Raw genomic sequence first — 15,457 nt, forward strand, 5'->3', positions numbered from 1 at the left:
AATCCCGTCATGAGCCACTCCGTCGAAGACATCAAATCCGAAAGTCGCCGTCTGCGCGGGTCGCTGGAACAGAGCCTGGCCGATGCGGTGACCGGTGCGTTGCGCGAGGATGATCAGACCCTGATCAAGTACCACGGGAGCTACCAGCAGGACGATCGCGACATCCGCGATGAGCGGCGTCGGCAGAAGCTCGAACCGGCGTACCAGTTCATGATCCGCACCCGTACGCCGGGGGGGGTGATCTCGCCCACGCAGTGGCTGGCGCTGGATGGCATCGCCACGCGGTACGCCAATCATTCGCTGCGCATCACCACGCGCCAGGCGTTCCAGTTCCATGGCGTGATCAAGCGCGAGCTCAAGGCGACCATGCAGGCGATCAACGCCACCTTGATCGATACGCTGGCCGCCTGCGGCGATGTCAATCGCAATGTGCAGGTCGCGGCCAATCCGCTGCTGTCGCAGGCGCATGCCACGCTGTATGCCGATGCCGCGCGGGTGTCCGAGCATCTGTTGCCCAACACCCGTGCGTATTACGAGATCTGGCTGGACGAAGAGCGCGTGTCAGGCTCCGGCAACGAAGAAGAGCCGATCTACGGCGACCGTTATCTGCCGCGCAAGTTCAAGATCGGTTTCGCCGCGCCGCCGCTCAACGATGTGGACGTGTTCGCCAACGACCTGGGCTTCATCGCGATCCTGCACGACGGCGAGTTGCTGGGCTATAACGTCAGCATCGGCGGCGGCATGGGCGCCAGCCATGGCGATGCGGAAACCTGGCCACGGGTGGCCAATGTCGTCGGGTTCGTCACCCGCGATCAGTTGCTGGAGGTGGCCACCGCCGTGGTCACCACCCAGCGCGACTTCGGCAACCGTGCGGTGCGCAAGCGCGCGCGCTTCAAGTACACCATCGACGATCACGGCCTGGACACCATCGTGGCCGAGATCGAACGTCGTGCCGGCTTTGCGTTGCAACCCGCCAGGCAGTTCGCGTTCGAGCACAACGGCGATCGCTACGGCTGGGTCGAGGGCGACGATGGTCTGTCGCATCTGACCCTGGCCCTGCCTGCCGGGCGCATTGCCGATACCGACACCGCTGCGCATCTAAGCGGCCTGCGCGCGATTGCGCAATTGAACGTCGGCCAGTTCCGCATGACACCCAACCAGAACCTGGTCATCGCCGGCGTGCTGGCCAGCGAGCGCGCGCGCGTCGATGCCCTGGTCGCGCAGTACGGCCTGGATGCCGGCAATCGCGCGCCCACCGCGCTGGCACGCGGCGCAATGGCCTGCGTGTCGCTGCCGACCTGCGGGCTGGCGATGGCCGAGGCCGAACGCTACCTGCCCGATTTCAGCGCGGCCCTGCAGCCGGTGCTGGAGCAACACGGGCTGGCCGACACCCCGATCGTGCTGCGCCTGTCCGGCTGCCCGAATGGCTGCTCGCGCCCGTATCTGGCCGAGATCGCGCTGGTCGGCAAGGCGCCCGGCCGCTACAACCTGATGCTGGGCGGCGACCGCCGCGGCCAACGCCTGAACACGCTGTACCGCGAAAACATCACCGAAGCGGACATTCTCGCCGCACTGGAACCGTTGCTGGCGCGCTATGCGGCCGAACGCGATCAGGCCGGCGACGAAGGCTTCGGTGATTTCCTGCATCGCAGCGGCCTGATCGCGCTGCCGCCCTACCCCACACACCGTCACCTCGACCTGGAATTGCTCGCATGACCGCGCTGCCCGCTGCATCGATCACTGCGTCCGCGCTGGACGACCTGGACGCGCTCAACGCGCAGCTGGAAGGCCTGCGCGCCGACGAGCGCGTGGCCTGGGCACTGCAACACGGCCCGCAGGAGGCGGCACTGTCGTCCAGCTTCGGCGCGCAGTCGGCGGTCACGCTGCATCTGCTCACCCAGCAGCGCCCGGACATTCCGGTGATCCTGATCGATACCGGTTACCTTTTCCCGGAAACCTACCGGTTTGCCGACGCGCTGGCCGACCGGCTCAAGCTCAACCTCAAGGTCTACCGCCCGCTGGTCAGCCGTGCCTGGATGGAAGCGCGCCACGGCCGCCTGTGGGAACAGGGCATGGTCGGCATCGACCAGTACAACAACCTGCGCAAGGTCGAGCCGATGCGCCGCGCATTGGACGAGCTCAACGTAGGCACCTGGTTCACCGGCCTGCGCCGCAGCCAGTCCGGCGGCCGCGCACAGACGCCGATCGTGCAGAAGCGCGGCGAGCGCTACAAGGTCAGCCCGATCGCCGACTGGACCGACCGCGACGTGTGGCAATACCTGCAGGCGCACGACCTGCCCTATCACCCGCTGTGGGAACAAGGCTACGTGTCCATCGGCGACTTCCACACCACACGCCGCTGGGAGCCGGGCATGCGCGAGGAGGACACGCGCTTCTTCGGGTTGAAGCGCGAATGCGGCATCCACGAGGACATCTGAGCGCGGCGCGGTGCGCGCCCGTTATGAAGCGGGTCTGCACCACTACGCGTCGAGTTTGCCGGTGGGCACACCGCCGAGCGCATCCCTGACTCGGCGCATCCGCAGCGCTTTGAGGTGACGCGCACGTACTCATGCCGCGGGAACACGTGCCTGACTGCGCTGCATCCAGTAGCGGTCGAACAGCCACATCAGCAACAACGACACCCCGACCAGCGGGAAGATCAGCCCGCAGATCACCAGCAGCGCCAGCAGACCGCGCAGCGTGCGCGGATCGGCAGGCAACGGCGGCACGCCCAGGCCGCCGACCGGACGACGCTTCCACCACATCACCGCCGCGCTCACGCACAGCAGCACGATCGCCGCGCAGGCCAGCAACAGGATCACCTGATTGGCAGTGCCGTATTGCTGGCCCAGATGCACATTGATGCCCCACTCCAGCGCGCGCCCCACTGGCCCGTAATCGCGATAGCGCATGTCCAGCAGCACCGTACCGCTGTACTGATCCAGATGGATCACGCGCTGGCGCTGCAGGTCGGCCGGATAGACCGAGGCGGTATACACCCCGGTGGCGCCACGCGGTGGCGAGACGCTATAGCCCGGCACGATGCCGAGCGCATCGAACTGCGCCATCGCCGCATCCAGCCCGATGGCACCGTGACCGGGCGCAGCGACGTTGCCGGTGCCGCCGTGTGCGGCATGTTCCGACTGCACCGCATGTTCTGACCGGCTTGGCTGTTCCGCGTGTTCCGCGTGTTCCGCGTGTTCCGAATGTTCTGAATGTTCTGAATGTTCTGAATGTTCCGCACCCGACAGCGTCACACCCACCCGCCCGTCATGCAGCCCCTCATCCACCCCCGCGGTTCCCCGCCCAGGCACCACAGACTCCGGCACCTGCGCCTGCCGCAACGACCACGCCGGATCGGTCGTCTCGGACAAACGCTGTTGCGACATCGGCTGCTGCACCCGCACACCGGCCGGATATCCGAAGTCCTGCCCGTTGACCCAGCGATTGACCTGCGCGCCCCACAGCCACGACCACGGCATCCCGGTCAGCGCCAGGAACAGCAACACTGCACCGACGCCGGCACCGGTGACCGCATGCAGATCGCGCCAGAACAGCCGCTGCCCCGGCGTGCCGCGCACGCTGACCACCCCGCCGCGGCGCCCACGCGGCCACCACAGATACACACCAGTCAGAACCAGCACGATCGCCCAGCCCGCCGCCATTTCGATCAGGCCGCGCGCAAACGGCCCGATCAACTCGAGACTGTGCAGCCGGCGAATCGTCCAGGCCAGGGTGCCGTGCTCGGGCAGCACGCCGAGCACGCGTGCGCGATACGGGTCGACATACACCACCTGCCGCACACCGTGCGTGTCGACCAGCCCGATCTCGGCACTGGCATCGGCGCGTGTGGGCGTGGTGTAACGAAACAAGCTGCCGCCGTATCTGCGCTGCGCCGCATCGACCAGGCGTTGCGCAGACACCCGCAGCTCGCCCACCGGCACCACCTTCAAGCCATGGTGCACGCTGCGGTCGATCGCATCCTGGTACAGGAACGCCGCACCGGTCAGCGCCAGCCAGACGATGAAGGGCAGGACCAGCAACCCGGCATAGAAGTGCCAACGCCACACCGCGCGATAAAAGCGCCAGCGGCCATTCCGGCGCGGATCGGTGACGCGGCCATCGCCCATGATTGCGCGCATCAGAAGCTCCAGTCCCAGGACAGCGACAACGCACGTCCATCGCCCGGCGAATAGCCGGAACTACCGGTGTCGTACCACGCATACACGTACGCGCGATCGGTGACATTGCGCAGCTGCAGGCTGAGCGCATTGCGTGCATCCAGGTTCCAGCGCGCGCCCAGATTGAGCAGGGCGTAGCCACCGGTGCGCCCCAGCGTATTGCTGCGCTCCAGATAATAATCGCCTTGCGCATTGCCCCAGGCGCTCAGCTGCACCGCCGTAGTGAGCTGCCATTCCAGCCCGGCGGTGGCCAGCCAATGCGGCACGTTTTCGATCTCCTTGCCGCGCGTGGCCGGCGCACTCGGGTCCGGCGTGGCGATGCTGGCCTTCTGCCGCGAGTACGACATCCAGGCCCGCCAGTGCTCGGCCGGCTGCAGGTTCAGTTGCGCATCCCAGCCGCGCCGCAGCGTGCGCCCCACGTTGGCCACATCGCCGACACCGGCCACGCCATTGACGCCCAGGATCGTGGCGACTTCGCCGGAGGCGCGTTGCTCCCAATACGCCAGGCGGCCGTCCATCAGAGCCGATGGCGCGAACTTGAACCCGGCCTCCCAGCCGTCGTTGATCGACGGGCCGAGATTTGCCGGCTGGCGCCGGTACGCGCCATCGCCGCTGCCGATCTGGAAGCTGCGCCCCCAGTTCGCGTACACGCTGCTCTGCCCGGCCAGCCGGTAGCTGGCACTGAACTTGGGCTGCTTGATGGTGCCGTAGTCGTACGTCGGTGCGTAAATGCCGGCACGCACATCGTGCAGCTGCCCATCGACACGGTCGATGCGATAGCCCGGCACCAGCTGCAGCCGCTCGACCGGGGTCAGCACCGCCTGTACGTAGGCCCCGCGCGTGCGCAGGTCGTAATCCCAATCGCGCAATTGCGCGCCGCGCACCCGTGCCACGGTGCGGTAGCGCTGCGACTGGTTGTACTGCCACTGCGCATCCACGCCGGCTTCCAGATTGGCCGCCAGCGCGCCCCAATCCGGCTGCCAGTTGCCGCGCAACAGCAGGCCGCGATGGGTCTCGTCGGTATCGCGTTCCTGCTGCAGGCCGGCTGCGGAAAAGCGCACCCAGCGCCGATTGCGGTAATCGTTCTGGTAGGCCTTGGCGCTCCACTGCGCAGCGGCGCCCAGCGTGCCGTCCGCGTGCAACGCGGTCTGCCGCAGCTGGCGTTCGCTGCGATCGTCCTGCGCATACGCCGGCGAACTGCGTGGCGCCGCGCGTGCGCTGGCCGCATCCAGATAACCGGCTTCCAGCGCGTGATTGTCGTAGTAACGCGTGGTGAGCCCGGCACGGAAGCCGCCATCGGGGTCGGTATAGAACCACTTGCCGGCCACGCTGCGTTTGCGCGCGTCGGCGTGTTCGCGATAACCATCGGAATCGCGCCAGGCCAGCACATAGTTCTGGCTCCATGCGCCATGTTCGAAGCCCTTGCCCAACTGCACCTCGCGCGCACCGAAACTGCCCGCCGTCACGCTCAGGCGGCCATCGTTGCCGCCGGTACGGGTCAGCACATCCACGCTGCCGGCGATCGCATGCAGACCGTAGCGTGCATCGTTGGTGCCGCGCACGATCTCGATCGCGCTGATGTCCTGCGCAAACACCGCATCCAGATATGGCATGCCGCCGGCATTGTCGTTGCTGGGGATGCCGTCGATCAGCAGCTTCACCGCATTGATGCGCCCCTCGCCATTGAAACCACGGAACGAGAACCGCCCCGCATCGGTGCCCATGCGGAACTGGGTGACCTGCACGCCCGGCGCACGCATCAACAGCTCCCAGCTGTAGTCCACGTGCTGATCGTGCAGCAGCTCGCCACCGATCACATCCACCGAACTCAGCACGCGTGCCGTGCTCGGGCTGCGCTGGGGTTGCGCGCTCACCTGCACCTTGCCCAGGGTCAATGCCGCATCCTGCGCCTGCACAGTGCAGGCAGGCCCCCACACCAGCGCCAACGATGGCGCGTACCACAGCGTTTTCAATAATCGCAACCGCATGACCAACCCTTCGCCGTGCCGGCACGGCAACACCGCCGTGCGCCGCGGCAACACAGCGGGCACAGGCATCACTTCAGGAGAGCGGGTCGTCCACGCAACTGCATGCAGGCGCGCCGGAAGATCAGGCACGCAATCGCTACAACGCAACGGACGCCCGCGATGGGGCCAGACTCACGCGTGTAGCGGCGGCCCACGTGCCCCGAGTGCGGCCCAGCGCAGTATCGATGCTGCGCGCACCTGCCTGTGCACCGGCGCCGGCGCCGGCCGCGCTTGCAGCAGGCACAGCACCAGCAAGGCCAGCCACGGCAGCAGGCGCGCGGCCAGCACGCAGTAATCGCAGGCTTCACCATGCGCGCCTGCGTGTTGGCCGGTGTCCGGCTTGGCGGGCGATGCAGCGGCGGCGTGATGGTGCGCGGCCGTCTGCGCCGGCAGGGCCTGATGGTCCGCACGCAGCGAACCGCCCGTGTCCAGCGCCGGCCCGCTCATGCACATCGGCTCGGGCGACTGCGCCTGGCTCCAACGGCTGACCAGCGGCGCCACCAGCATCAGCAGCACCGCCAGACAGGCAAGCAAGTGCAGGCAAGGGTGGCGGCGGAGCGAAGGCATTGCGCGAGTGTAAGCCGCCGCATGCCGCAGGGGCGATGGTGGCGGCCGGTGCGCGACCGCATGTCGCACCCGTCGGCAACGGCCGCCTTGCCCGCCAGGCTGAGCAGTGGCGGAATCTGCCGATCAGGCACCCTGCAGGCGCGCAGACGCGAGTACAGACGAAGCCCTGAAGGGTCGATGCACCGCCGTTGTCGAGGTCGGTAGTCACAGTTCCAGCAGTGGACGTGACAGCGCGCACATGGCAGGCCCTGGCATGCCCTATGCTTATACGTCATCCATCCACCTGCGCGCGCATGAGCACCGTCCTGTCCGACCCAGCGGCCGAGCCCCTTCCCTGTGCTGCCAAGCCGCCGAGCGAGGCATTGCGCCTTCAGGCGCTGCGCAGTTACGGCATTCTCGACACGCCGCGCGAGGCCGCCTTCGAAGACATCACCAGGCTGGCCTCGATCATCTGCCAGACGCCGATCGCGCTGATCAGCCTGGTGGATGCCGAGCGGCAGTGGTTCAAGAGCGAACGCGGCATGGGCGAGCGCGAGACGCCGCTGTTCAAGTCGATGTGCGCGCATGCGCTGCTCGACAGCGACGTGCTGGTGGTGCCGGACACCCGCGAGGACGTCCGCTTCGCGCGCAATCCGTTGGTGACCGGCGAGGCGCCGTTGCATTTCTATGCCGGCGCCGTGCTCAAGACCAGCGAAGGTCTGCCGCTGGGCACGGTTTGCGTGCTCGACCGCCAGCCGCGCCAGCTCAGTGCCGAACAGGTCGATGCGCTGCGCGCACTCGCACGCCAGACCATGGCACAGCTGGAACTGCGCCGCGCGCTGCAGGTGGCCGAAGAATCCGACCGCTACCGCAGTCGCCTGATGGCCATCGCCGGGCACGACCTGAAGACCCCGCTGCGCACCGCCGCCTACGCCATCGACAAGATGCGCCGGCATGCCAATGTCGATTCGGTGCCGACCCTGGTCACCGCGCGCGATGCGATCAATCTGGTGGCGCGCAACCTCGACGAGCTGGCCACCCTGGCGGCCGCCAGCGAGACCGCCACGCCGGACCTGCAGCCGCTGGCGCTGGAAGATGTGCTGCATTCGGTGCTGGGTGTGTGGCGGCAACCGGCGATCGACAAGTGCCTGGCCTTGCGCCACGTGCCCACCTCGCTACGCGTGCGCAGCCATCCCACGCTGCTGACCACCTTGCTCGGCAATCTGATCGGCAACGCGGTCAAGTACACCGAACGCGGACGCGTGCTGGTCGGCGTCCGGCGTCGTCCCGGCCATGCGGTGGTGGAAATCATCGACAGCGGCATCGGCCTGAACCTGGACCACCCCGAACAGGTGTTCCAGGCCTTCCGCCAGGCCGACCCGCGCAGCGACGGGCTGGGCATCGGCCTGTGGATCGTGCACCGCACCGCCGAGACCCTGGGCTGCGAAGTGGATGTGCGCCCACGCCCGGGCGGCGGCACCTGCTTTTCGGTACGCATCCCGCTGGCCTGACCACCGCTCGGTAGCGCCGGGCCAGACCGAGTCAGCGCAGCAGGTGGGCGCTGCTTGCCGGCATTGCGCAGACCGGCAATGCCATGCAGCCGATGCCACGCAAAAAAAGGCGGACCCGGGCTCCCGACCCGGATCCGCCGCCAAGCACGCCAGGTCTCTCCCCAGGGACCCGGGTGCGCCAGTCGCTCCATTGCGCAGCCTCGCGTAACGGTGGTGCGACAGCGCTAGCAACCGCTTGGCGACACCGACAGACAAACCAGCGATGCGATGTGCCGCATCGCCGGTCCTGCGCCGTCCACCCCTAGACGTCCGAGAGTGTCGCGTGATGGTTGCTATAAGGATTTACGACAGCGCAGGGCGCAACTTGATGCGACCAGACCACCCCGCCGCCACGGCCCTGACAGCTGTAGGGAGAATCACCGACAGCGCGCATTTTGGCGAGCGCGCGCCACTTCCCAAGTGATTGATAGAAGAAAGGTTTTCTAGAAAGCGGACGCTGCAGCGCAGCATTCCGATGTGCGTTCGCAGGCTGTCTCAGAACCCGGAATCAGCCGCATCCTGGCGCGCGAACCAGTCCGCCGAATGCACCTCTTCCGCCGCAACCTCCAGCAGCTGGCGCAGCACCGCCAGCGGAATCTGCATCTGGGTGCCATCGGCCTGCAGTTCCACCCACAACGATTCGTCCCGGGGATCGGCCAGCACCGTCAGTACCGCATGCTCGCGGCCCTCGACGCGTGCCGACAGCTGCAAGGCCATGCCGCCGTCCTGGTCGGGCGACCACAGCCGGCTGAGGGGTGGACGCAGTGGCTCGGTCATCGGTGGCAGTGCCTCACAGTGGCGAACAGGGACCGCGCGCGCAGCCAAGCGGAATCGGTACGCCCGGCGCGCAGGTCGCAGTGTACGGACAGTCGTCATCGATTCCGCACACTGACCGCCAGCATGACGCAGCTGCACGGTTGCTACGTGGACGTACTTGCGGCGTGTCCCATGCCGATACGCGTGCAGACGCCCCTTAGCGACCGAAGCATTCCCCCGGACACAGCAGACCTCGTGAGCAAGCGTGCTCGAGGCGCGCTGCAATCTTCGGCAGGCAGCTCAGCTGGTAATGGTCTGGGTCAGCGATTCCCAGGTCGGCGGCAGCGGCCAGGCCGGGGCCTGGTTGCCGTCCAGCACGCGCCGCAGGTCGCGCTTGTCGATCTGCGGCGCCAGCACGTGCACCAGGTCCAGGGCGTAGTCACGCAGCACGCGGTCGCGCGGCAGCACTGCCCAGGCGATGCACTCGGCGATCGGCGCCGGTGCCGGCCAGGCGCGCAGGTCCTCGTCGCTGGCGCTGACCGCCATCTCCGCCACCAGCCCGACGCCCAGCCCGGCACGCACATAGGTCTTGATCAGGTCTGCATCCAGCGCGGTCAGCGCGATGCTGGGCTCCAGCCCGACCTGGGCGAATGCGCGCTGCAGCGACGAGCCCGGCCGCGTGGAGGATTCGTAGCTGATCAACGGGTGCTGCGACAAGGCCTGCATGTCCGGCGCGGTGCGCGCCTGATCCAGCGCATGGCCGCGCGGCACGATCACCAGCCGGCGCCAGCGATACAGCGGCACCGCGATGCCGGCGCTCGGTTCGCCGCCGGCGGTGCTGACCACTGCGATATCCGCATCGCCCTGGCTGAGCAGATCCAGCGCCGCACTTTCGGCGGCCTGCTGCAGATGCACGCTGACCTGTGGATAGGCATGCTTGATCTGCGCCACCGCCGGCGGCAGCACGAAGCGTGCCTGGGTGTGGGTGGTGGTCAGGGTCAGCTGGCCCTGGCTCTCGCGGCGCTGGTTGGCCGCGTAGGTGCGGATGTTGTTGGCTTCCGACAGCACCGAGCGCGCGCGCTCGATCACTTCCACGCCGGCCGGCGTCACCGCATCCAGGCTGCGCCCCTTGCGCACGAACAGCAGAAAGCCCAGTTCGTCCTCCAGCTGCTTGAGCTGCTTGGACAGGCCGGGCTGGGTCGCATGCACACGCGCGGCGGCGAGCGTGATGTTGAGCTCGGCATCGGCGATGGCGACCAGATAGCGAAGTTGGGTCAGCGTCATGGGCTTATATCCAAAAAAGCGCGAGGCGCCACGAAGGACTCGACTGTAGAGGAGTTCTGCGGGCCAGCTTATAACCGAACGCTATTTTCAGGGTGTATGAAGTCATTTCCGACCGCTATATGCCGGCGTTACGGTCTGGCCCTCCCCTCTCGATGCGCTGGCCGTGCCCTCTGTGTTCCCGCTTCTTGCCGACCTGCGTGGCCGTGCCGTCCTGGTGATCGGCGGCGGCGCCGAGGCCGAGCACGCCACCTCCGCGCTGCTGCAGGCCGGTGCCGTGCCCTTGGTCGGCGCGCCGGAATTGAGCCCGCAACTGCGCGACTGGGCGCAGGCCGGGCGGCTGCGTTGGCTGGTGGGACGGTTCGAGCCGGCATGGCTGGAGCTGCCCGATCAACCGGTCTGGCTCACCATCGCCGCCAGCAACGCGCCGGACCTCAACGATGCCTTGCGCACTGCGGCCAGCGCACGCCGCCTGCTTACCCACGACGCCACGCCCGCCGCGTCGGCAGCGCCACCTGCACAGCCTCCGATGCCGCGCACCGCGGTCGGCCGGCTCTCCCCCGGCAGCGTGACCCTGGTCGGTGCCGGCCCCGGCGACCCCGGCCTGCTCACCCGGCATGCCGTGCGCGCGCTGCGTCAGGCCGATGTGCTGCTCTACGATCGCCTGGTCAGCCCGCAGATCCTGCAACTGGCCCGGCGCAACGCACTGCGCGTGGAAGTCGGCAAGGCCGCCCAGGGCCACAGCACGCGCCAGGAGCAGATCCACGCCCTGATGCGCGAGCACGCGCGCGCCGGTCGCCGCGTGGTGCGGCTCAAGGGCGGCGACCCGTTCGTGTTCGGCCGCGGCGGCGAAGAGCTGGAATTCCTGCGTGCGCACGGCATCGGCTTCCAGGTCATTCCCGGCATCACCGCCGCGATCGCCTGCGCCGCCTATGCCGGCATTCCGCTCACCCACCGCGACCATGCGCAATCGCTGCGGCTGATCACCGCGCACTGCAAGGATTCGCTGGACACGCTGGACTGGCAGGCGCTTGGCCAGGAACGCCAGACCCTGGCGTTCTACATGGGCGTGGCCGGCCTGGACGGCATCCAGCAACGCCTGCTGCAGGCCGGCCGCGCACCCACCACCCCGTTCGCGCTGGTGGAAAACGGCTCGCGCCCGCAGCAACGCGTGATCACCGGCACCCTCGCCAGCCTGGCCGCCACCGCGCAGCAGCACGCCGTGCGCGCCCCGGCGTTGCTGATCCTGGGCGAGGTCGCCGGGCTGGCCGCCAGCCTGCACTGGTTCGGCGCAGCGCCACTGACCGCGCAGCCGCCCCCGCACTCACCCATCGCAACGCCCGACGCGCTCACACTCGCCCACGCAGCCTGATTCCGACGGAGACCCCATGGCCCTGTACGACAACATCCTCGACACCATCGGCCGCACCCCGGTGGTCAAACTCAACCGGCTCGCGCCCGAGCACGTGACCCTGTACGTCAAGGTCGAGTCGTTCAATCCGGGCGGCTCGGTCAAGGACCGCCTGGCGCTGGCGATCATCCTTGATGCCGAACAACGCGGCCTGCTCAAGCCCGGCGACACCATTGTCGAAGCCACCTCCGGCAATACCGGTGTGGCGCTGGCGATGGTGGCCGCCGCGCGCGGCTACAAGTTCGTCGCCACCATGGTGGAAACCTTCTCGATCGAGCGCCGCAAGCTGATGCGCGCCTACGGCGCCAAGGTGATCCTGACCCCGGCGGCCGAGCGCGGCAGCGGCATGGTGCGCAAGGCCAGGGAGCTGGCCGAGCAGCATGGCTGGTTCCTGGCCAGCCAGTTCGCCAACCCGGCCAATCCGGCCTATCACCGCAACACCACCGCGGCCGAAATCCTGCGCGACTTCGCCGGCCACCGGCTGGATCATTTTGTCACCGGCTGGGGCACCGGCGGCACGCTCACCGGCGTGGGTGAAGTGTTGCGCGTGGCCCGCCCGGAAGTGCGCATCACCGCCACCGAACCGGCCGGCGCTGCGCTATTGCAGGGCCAGGACTGGAAGCCGCACAAGATCCAGGGCTGGACACCGGACTTCGTGCCGGAGGTGCTCAACCGCGAGGTCGCCCACGAAGTGCTCAGCGTGGAAGACACCGACGCGATCAGCGTGGCGCGCCGCCTGGCCGCCGAAGAAGGCATCTTCACCGGCATCTCCGGCGGTGCCACCGTCGCCACCGCCTTGCGCGTGGCCGAAAGCGCGGTGCCCGGTGCGGTCGTGCTGGCGATGCTGCCGGATACCGGCGAGCGCTATTTCTCCACGCCGCTGTTTGCCGACATCAACGAAGGCTCCGACGACGACTGGCTGGCCGGTCTGCCCTGACCGATCACACAGCGTTGGTTTGTACGCACAGGCCGCGCCCACAGCGCGGCCTGTGTGTTTGTGGTCGTCCAGTCATTGCGCAGCTGCCCGGTGTGCTCCCGCGTGCCGGCGCGAACATGCCAACGTCGCGGCACTACGCCTGCGTGGATTTTCGTTCGCGTGCGGCGGACTCCGGCGTGCGCATACTCCCCTCCGCGTCAAGGAAACGTTAGGATGGCGACCGACACAGGGAGAACCGTCGTGAGCAACCGGCCGTATGGATACAGCGACACCCGCGTGTGGCGGGCGCCATGGCTGGTCAAGATCACCTCGCCTGCGCACTTCGCGCTTGCCCTGGGCGTGGGCGCCTGGCTGCAGAGCGCACTGCAGCTGCCATTGCCTGCACCGACGCCACTGGCCTGGATCGAGCTGGCCGGCGGCATGATCGCCTGTCTCGGCCTGGCGCTGGCAGTGAGCTGCTTCATCCTGTTCGCGCGTCGGCGCACCACCATCATGCCCAGCGGCCATCCCTCACGGCTGGTACTCGATGGCCCGTATCGCTTCACCCGCAACCCGATGTACCTGGCGCTGGTGCTCAGCTATGTGGGCCTGTGCCTGCAGCTAGGCCTGCTGTGGGCAGTCGTCTTGCTGCCGCTGCCCTGGCTGGCCCTGCAGCGGTATGTGATTCCATTCGAAGAGGCGCGTCTGCGCAACGAATTCGGCCGCCAATACAGCGCCTATTGCGCACGCGTGCGGCGCTGGCTGTAAGTCGCCAATCGTGGCGACATCGCTGCTCGGCGATTGAGCGGATTGATCGCAGCTTGCGGGTTCGCATGCTTCCGCCGCACGACCGCCACAGCCGTTCCCGGCAATCGCAGCAGATGAGATGAATGGGCGCTAGCGTGCCTGTTCCGCAACGCGCGCCCCATCACGCGTTCCTCATGCAAATCACATAATTATCTCGCCATGAAGATCGAAGTCTGGCAAGGCGACATCACCGAACTCGACGTTGACGTCATCGTCAACGCCGCCAACGAATCACTGCTGGGCGGTGGCGGCGTGGATGGCGCCATCCACCGCGCTGCCGGCCCGCGCCTGCTGCAGGCCTGCGAGGCATTGCCGCAGGTGCGTCCTGGCGTGCGTTGCCCCACCGGCGAAATCCGCATCACCGACGGGTTCGATCTCAAGGCGCGCCACGTCTTCCATACCGTCGGCCCGGTGTGGCGCGACGGCAAGCACAACGAGCCGGAGCAACTGGCCAACTGCTACTGGCAGTCGTTGAAGCTGGCCGAGCAGATGATGCTGCATTCGATCGCATTCCCGGCCATCAGCTGCGGCATCTATGGCTATCCGCTGTACCAGGCCGCGCGCATCGCCGTGACCGAAACGCGCGACTGGCAGCGCTCGCACAAGGTGCCCAAGCACATCGTGCTGGTGGCCTACAACGAGGCCACGTTCAAGGCCTACCAGCAGGCGCTGGCTGCGCAGGAAACCGCTGCCGCCTGACGCCTGTGCAAGGCAGAGGTTGGAGATGACGAGCGCTGCAAGGCGCTCGTTGCATTTGGAAAGTCATGCGGGCGCGGGGCAACCCACACAAACAAAAACGCCGGCATCGCTGCCGGCGTTTTCGCTAAGTGTGCTCCGGCCATGAAGCGGCCGGCATGCCGATCAACCCTTCCACTTGCCCAGCGCGGCCAGGCCGTTTTCCTTGGCGCGCTCATAGATGACCTGCTGCGCCTTGGCGAAGTTGCCGGTCATGTCCTTGGCCCACAGCTTCAGTGCAGCCTGCTGCATCGCGCGGCCGTACGAGAAGCTCAGCGGCCACGGCAGGTTGCCGAGCTGGTGCATCTCGTTGAGGTGCGCGGTGGACTGCTCGTCGGTCTGGCCGCCGGACAGGAACACGATGCCCGGCAGGATCGCCGGCACGGTCGACTTCAGGCACATCACGGTGGACTCGGCCACTTCCTCGACGCTGGCCTGCTCTTCGCAGCCCTTGCCGGAGATGACCATCGAGGCCTTCAGGATGGTGCCTTCGAGCACGACATTCTGCTCATACAGTGCGCCGAACAGCGAACGCAGCGTGGCTTCGGTGACCTCGTAGCAGGTCTCGATGTCGTGGTTGCCGTCCATGATCACTTCCGGCTCGACCATCGGCACCAGGCCCTGCTCCTGGCACAGCGCGGCATAACGCGCCAGCGCATGCGAGTTGGCCTCGATGCAGGTGCCGGACGGGATGTCCTCACCGATGTTGATGACCGCACGCCACTTGGCGAAGCGTGCGCCCAGCGTGTAGTACTCCTCCAGACGCGCGCGCAGCCCGTCCAGGCCTTCGGTGACCAGCTCGCCCGGCATGCCGGCCAGCGGCTGCGCACCCTTGTCGACCTTGATGCCCGGGATGATGCCGTGGGCGGTCATGTATTCGGCGAACGGCACGCCGTCCTTGGTCTTCTGACGGATGGTCTCGTCGAACAGGATCGCGCCGGAGATGTAGTCGCTCAGCTTGGGCGTGGTCAGCAGCAGTTCGCGGTAGGCGCGACGGTTTTCTTCGATGTTCTCGATGCCGACGCTGGCAAAACGCTTGGCGATCGTGCTGGTCGATTCGTCGATGGCGATGATGCCCTTGCCCGGGGCGACCATGGCCTGGGCGGTTTCGGCAAGCTGTTCGATGCTCATGTAGTTCCTGTGGCAGCTGCGGGGGAGAACGAAAGTATAGCGACGAAAGTTGCAGACATTCCTTCACGGAATGCCTGCAACCGATTACACGTGTCCGGCATGGCGGATGTGTGGCG

General features: G+C 67.4%; 13 protein-coding genes. 7 read left to right on the top strand and 6 right to left on the bottom strand.

The window, feature by feature from the left end:
* Window positions 1-9 precede the first annotated feature (9 nt).
* Together cysI and ACCQ04_RS15770 are read left to right on the top strand one after the other, a co-directional pair.
* Entirely contained in the window at window positions 10-1,716 is a 1,707-nt protein-coding gene (gene cysI / locus ACCQ04_RS15765; RefSeq protein ID WP_228912346.1) for an assimilatory sulfite reductase (NADPH) hemoprotein subunit, read from the top strand.
* Window positions 1,713-2,438 (top strand): phosphoadenylyl-sulfate reductase, encoded by a 726-nt coding sequence (locus ACCQ04_RS15770; protein ID WP_024940721.1) that lies wholly within the window; start codon window positions 1,713-1,715, stop codon window positions 2,436-2,438. Before cysI ends, ACCQ04_RS15770 begins: the two co-directional genes overlap by 4 nt.
* A 129-nt stretch (window positions 2,439-2,567) precedes the next feature.
* Here ACCQ04_RS15770 and ACCQ04_RS15775 read toward each other — a convergent pair whose 3' ends face one another.
* From ACCQ04_RS15775 to ACCQ04_RS15785, 3 genes are all read right to left on the bottom strand, one after another.
* On the bottom strand, window positions 2,568-4,142 hold the full coding sequence (locus ACCQ04_RS15775) for a PepSY-associated TM helix domain-containing protein (RefSeq protein ID WP_226427378.1): 1,575 nt from the start codon (window positions 4,140-4,142) through the stop codon (window positions 2,568-2,570).
* Window positions 4,142-6,145, bottom strand: coding sequence for a TonB-dependent receptor (locus ACCQ04_RS15780; protein WP_226427569.1), 2,004 nt, complete (start codon window positions 6,143-6,145; stop codon window positions 4,142-4,144). The genes ACCQ04_RS15775 and ACCQ04_RS15780 overlap by 1 nt, the downstream gene beginning before the upstream one ends.
* 195 nt (window positions 6,146-6,340) lie before the next feature.
* On the bottom strand, window positions 6,341-6,775 hold the full coding sequence (locus tag ACCQ04_RS15785; protein ID WP_226427379.1) for a DUF2946 family protein: 435 nt from the start codon (window positions 6,773-6,775) through the stop codon (window positions 6,341-6,343).
* Between the two features lie 293 nt (window positions 6,776-7,068).
* Between ACCQ04_RS15785 and ACCQ04_RS15790 the strand changes: the two genes are divergently transcribed.
* Window positions 7,069-8,265: a GAF domain-containing sensor histidine kinase gene (locus tag ACCQ04_RS15790; RefSeq protein ID WP_024938175.1), complete on the top strand. Its 1,197-nt coding sequence runs from the start codon at window positions 7,069-7,071 to the stop codon at window positions 8,263-8,265.
* A gap of 534 nt (window positions 8,266-8,799) precedes the next feature.
* Here ACCQ04_RS15790 and ACCQ04_RS15795 read toward each other — a convergent pair.
* Together ACCQ04_RS15795 and ACCQ04_RS15800 are read right to left on the bottom strand one after the other, a co-directional pair.
* A complete protein-coding gene (locus tag ACCQ04_RS15795) occupies window positions 8,800-9,081 on the bottom strand; it encodes a hypothetical protein (protein WP_226427380.1) in 282 nt (93 codons plus the stop codon).
* Between the two features lie 279 nt (window positions 9,082-9,360).
* The gene (locus ACCQ04_RS15800) at window positions 9,361-10,344 is read right to left on the bottom strand and encodes a LysR family transcriptional regulator (protein ID WP_024938173.1); all 984 of its coding nucleotides are present in this window, start codon (window positions 10,342-10,344) and stop codon (window positions 9,361-9,363) included.
* Between the two features lie 163 nt (window positions 10,345-10,507).
* Here ACCQ04_RS15800 and cobA point away from each other — a divergent pair, with 163 nt between their 5' ends.
* From cobA to ACCQ04_RS15820, 4 genes are all read left to right on the top strand, one after another.
* Window positions 10,508-11,713, top strand: a complete 1,206-nt coding sequence (gene cobA / locus ACCQ04_RS15805) for a uroporphyrinogen-III C-methyltransferase (protein ID WP_226427381.1) — start codon at window positions 10,508-10,510, stop codon at window positions 11,711-11,713.
* A 16-nt stretch (window positions 11,714-11,729) separates the two neighbouring features.
* A complete protein-coding gene (cysK, locus tag ACCQ04_RS15810) occupies window positions 11,730-12,689 on the top strand; it encodes a cysteine synthase A (RefSeq protein WP_016902280.1) in 960 nt (319 codons plus the stop codon).
* Between the two features lie 240 nt (window positions 12,690-12,929).
* Window positions 12,930-13,436: a methyltransferase family protein gene (locus tag ACCQ04_RS15815; protein WP_184608657.1), complete on the top strand. Its 507-nt coding sequence runs from the start codon at window positions 12,930-12,932 to the stop codon at window positions 13,434-13,436.
* A 198-nt stretch (window positions 13,437-13,634) separates the two neighbouring features.
* Window positions 13,635-14,174 (top strand): O-acetyl-ADP-ribose deacetylase, encoded by a 540-nt coding sequence (locus ACCQ04_RS15820; protein WP_024938170.1) that lies wholly within the window; start codon window positions 13,635-13,637, stop codon window positions 14,172-14,174.
* Window positions 14,175-14,336: 162 nt separating this feature from the next.
* On the opposite strand, the gene ACCQ04_RS15825 is transcribed toward ACCQ04_RS15820, so the two are convergent.
* Window positions 14,337-15,341 carry a class I fructose-bisphosphate aldolase gene (locus tag ACCQ04_RS15825; protein WP_016902277.1) on the bottom strand — a complete coding sequence of 335 codons (1,005 nt, stop codon included), beginning with the start codon at window positions 15,339-15,341 and terminating at the stop codon, window positions 14,337-14,339.
* Window positions 15,342-15,457: the final 116 nt, after the last annotated feature.

The sequence above is a fragment of the Xanthomonas sp. NCPPB 2866 genome (assembly GCF_041475745.2).
In the GTDB taxonomy this organism is placed as follows: Bacteria; Pseudomonadota; Gammaproteobacteria; order Xanthomonadales; family Xanthomonadaceae; genus Xanthomonas; species Xanthomonas arboricola.

Coding starts and splice junctions, on each gene's coding strand:
- cysI (WP_228912346.1), top strand. CDS start 10: ATGAGCCACTCCGTCGAAGACATCAAATCCGAAAGTCGCCGTCTGCGC.
- ACCQ04_RS15770 (WP_024940721.1), top strand. CDS start 1,713: ATGACCGCGCTGCCCGCTGCATCGATCACTGCGTCCGCGCTGGACGAC.
- ACCQ04_RS15775 (WP_226427378.1), bottom strand. CDS start 4,142: ATGCGCGCAATCATGGGCGATGGCCGCGTCACCGATCCGCGCCGGAAT.
- ACCQ04_RS15785 (WP_226427379.1), bottom strand. CDS start 6,775: ATGCCTTCGCTCCGCCGCCACCCTTGCCTGCACTTGCTTGCCTGTCTG.
- ACCQ04_RS15790 (WP_024938175.1), top strand. CDS start 7,069: ATGAGCACCGTCCTGTCCGACCCAGCGGCCGAGCCCCTTCCCTGTGCT.
- ACCQ04_RS15795 (WP_226427380.1), bottom strand. CDS start 9,081: ATGACCGAGCCACTGCGTCCACCCCTCAGCCGGCTGTGGTCGCCCGAC.
- ACCQ04_RS15800 (WP_024938173.1), bottom strand. CDS start 10,344: ATGACGCTGACCCAACTTCGCTATCTGGTCGCCATCGCCGATGCCGAG.
- cysK (WP_016902280.1), top strand. CDS start 11,730: ATGGCCCTGTACGACAACATCCTCGACACCATCGGCCGCACCCCGGTG.
- ACCQ04_RS15820 (WP_024938170.1), top strand. CDS start 13,635: ATGAAGATCGAAGTCTGGCAAGGCGACATCACCGAACTCGACGTTGAC.
- ACCQ04_RS15825 (WP_016902277.1), bottom strand. CDS start 15,341: ATGAGCATCGAACAGCTTGCCGAAACCGCCCAGGCCATGGTCGCCCCG.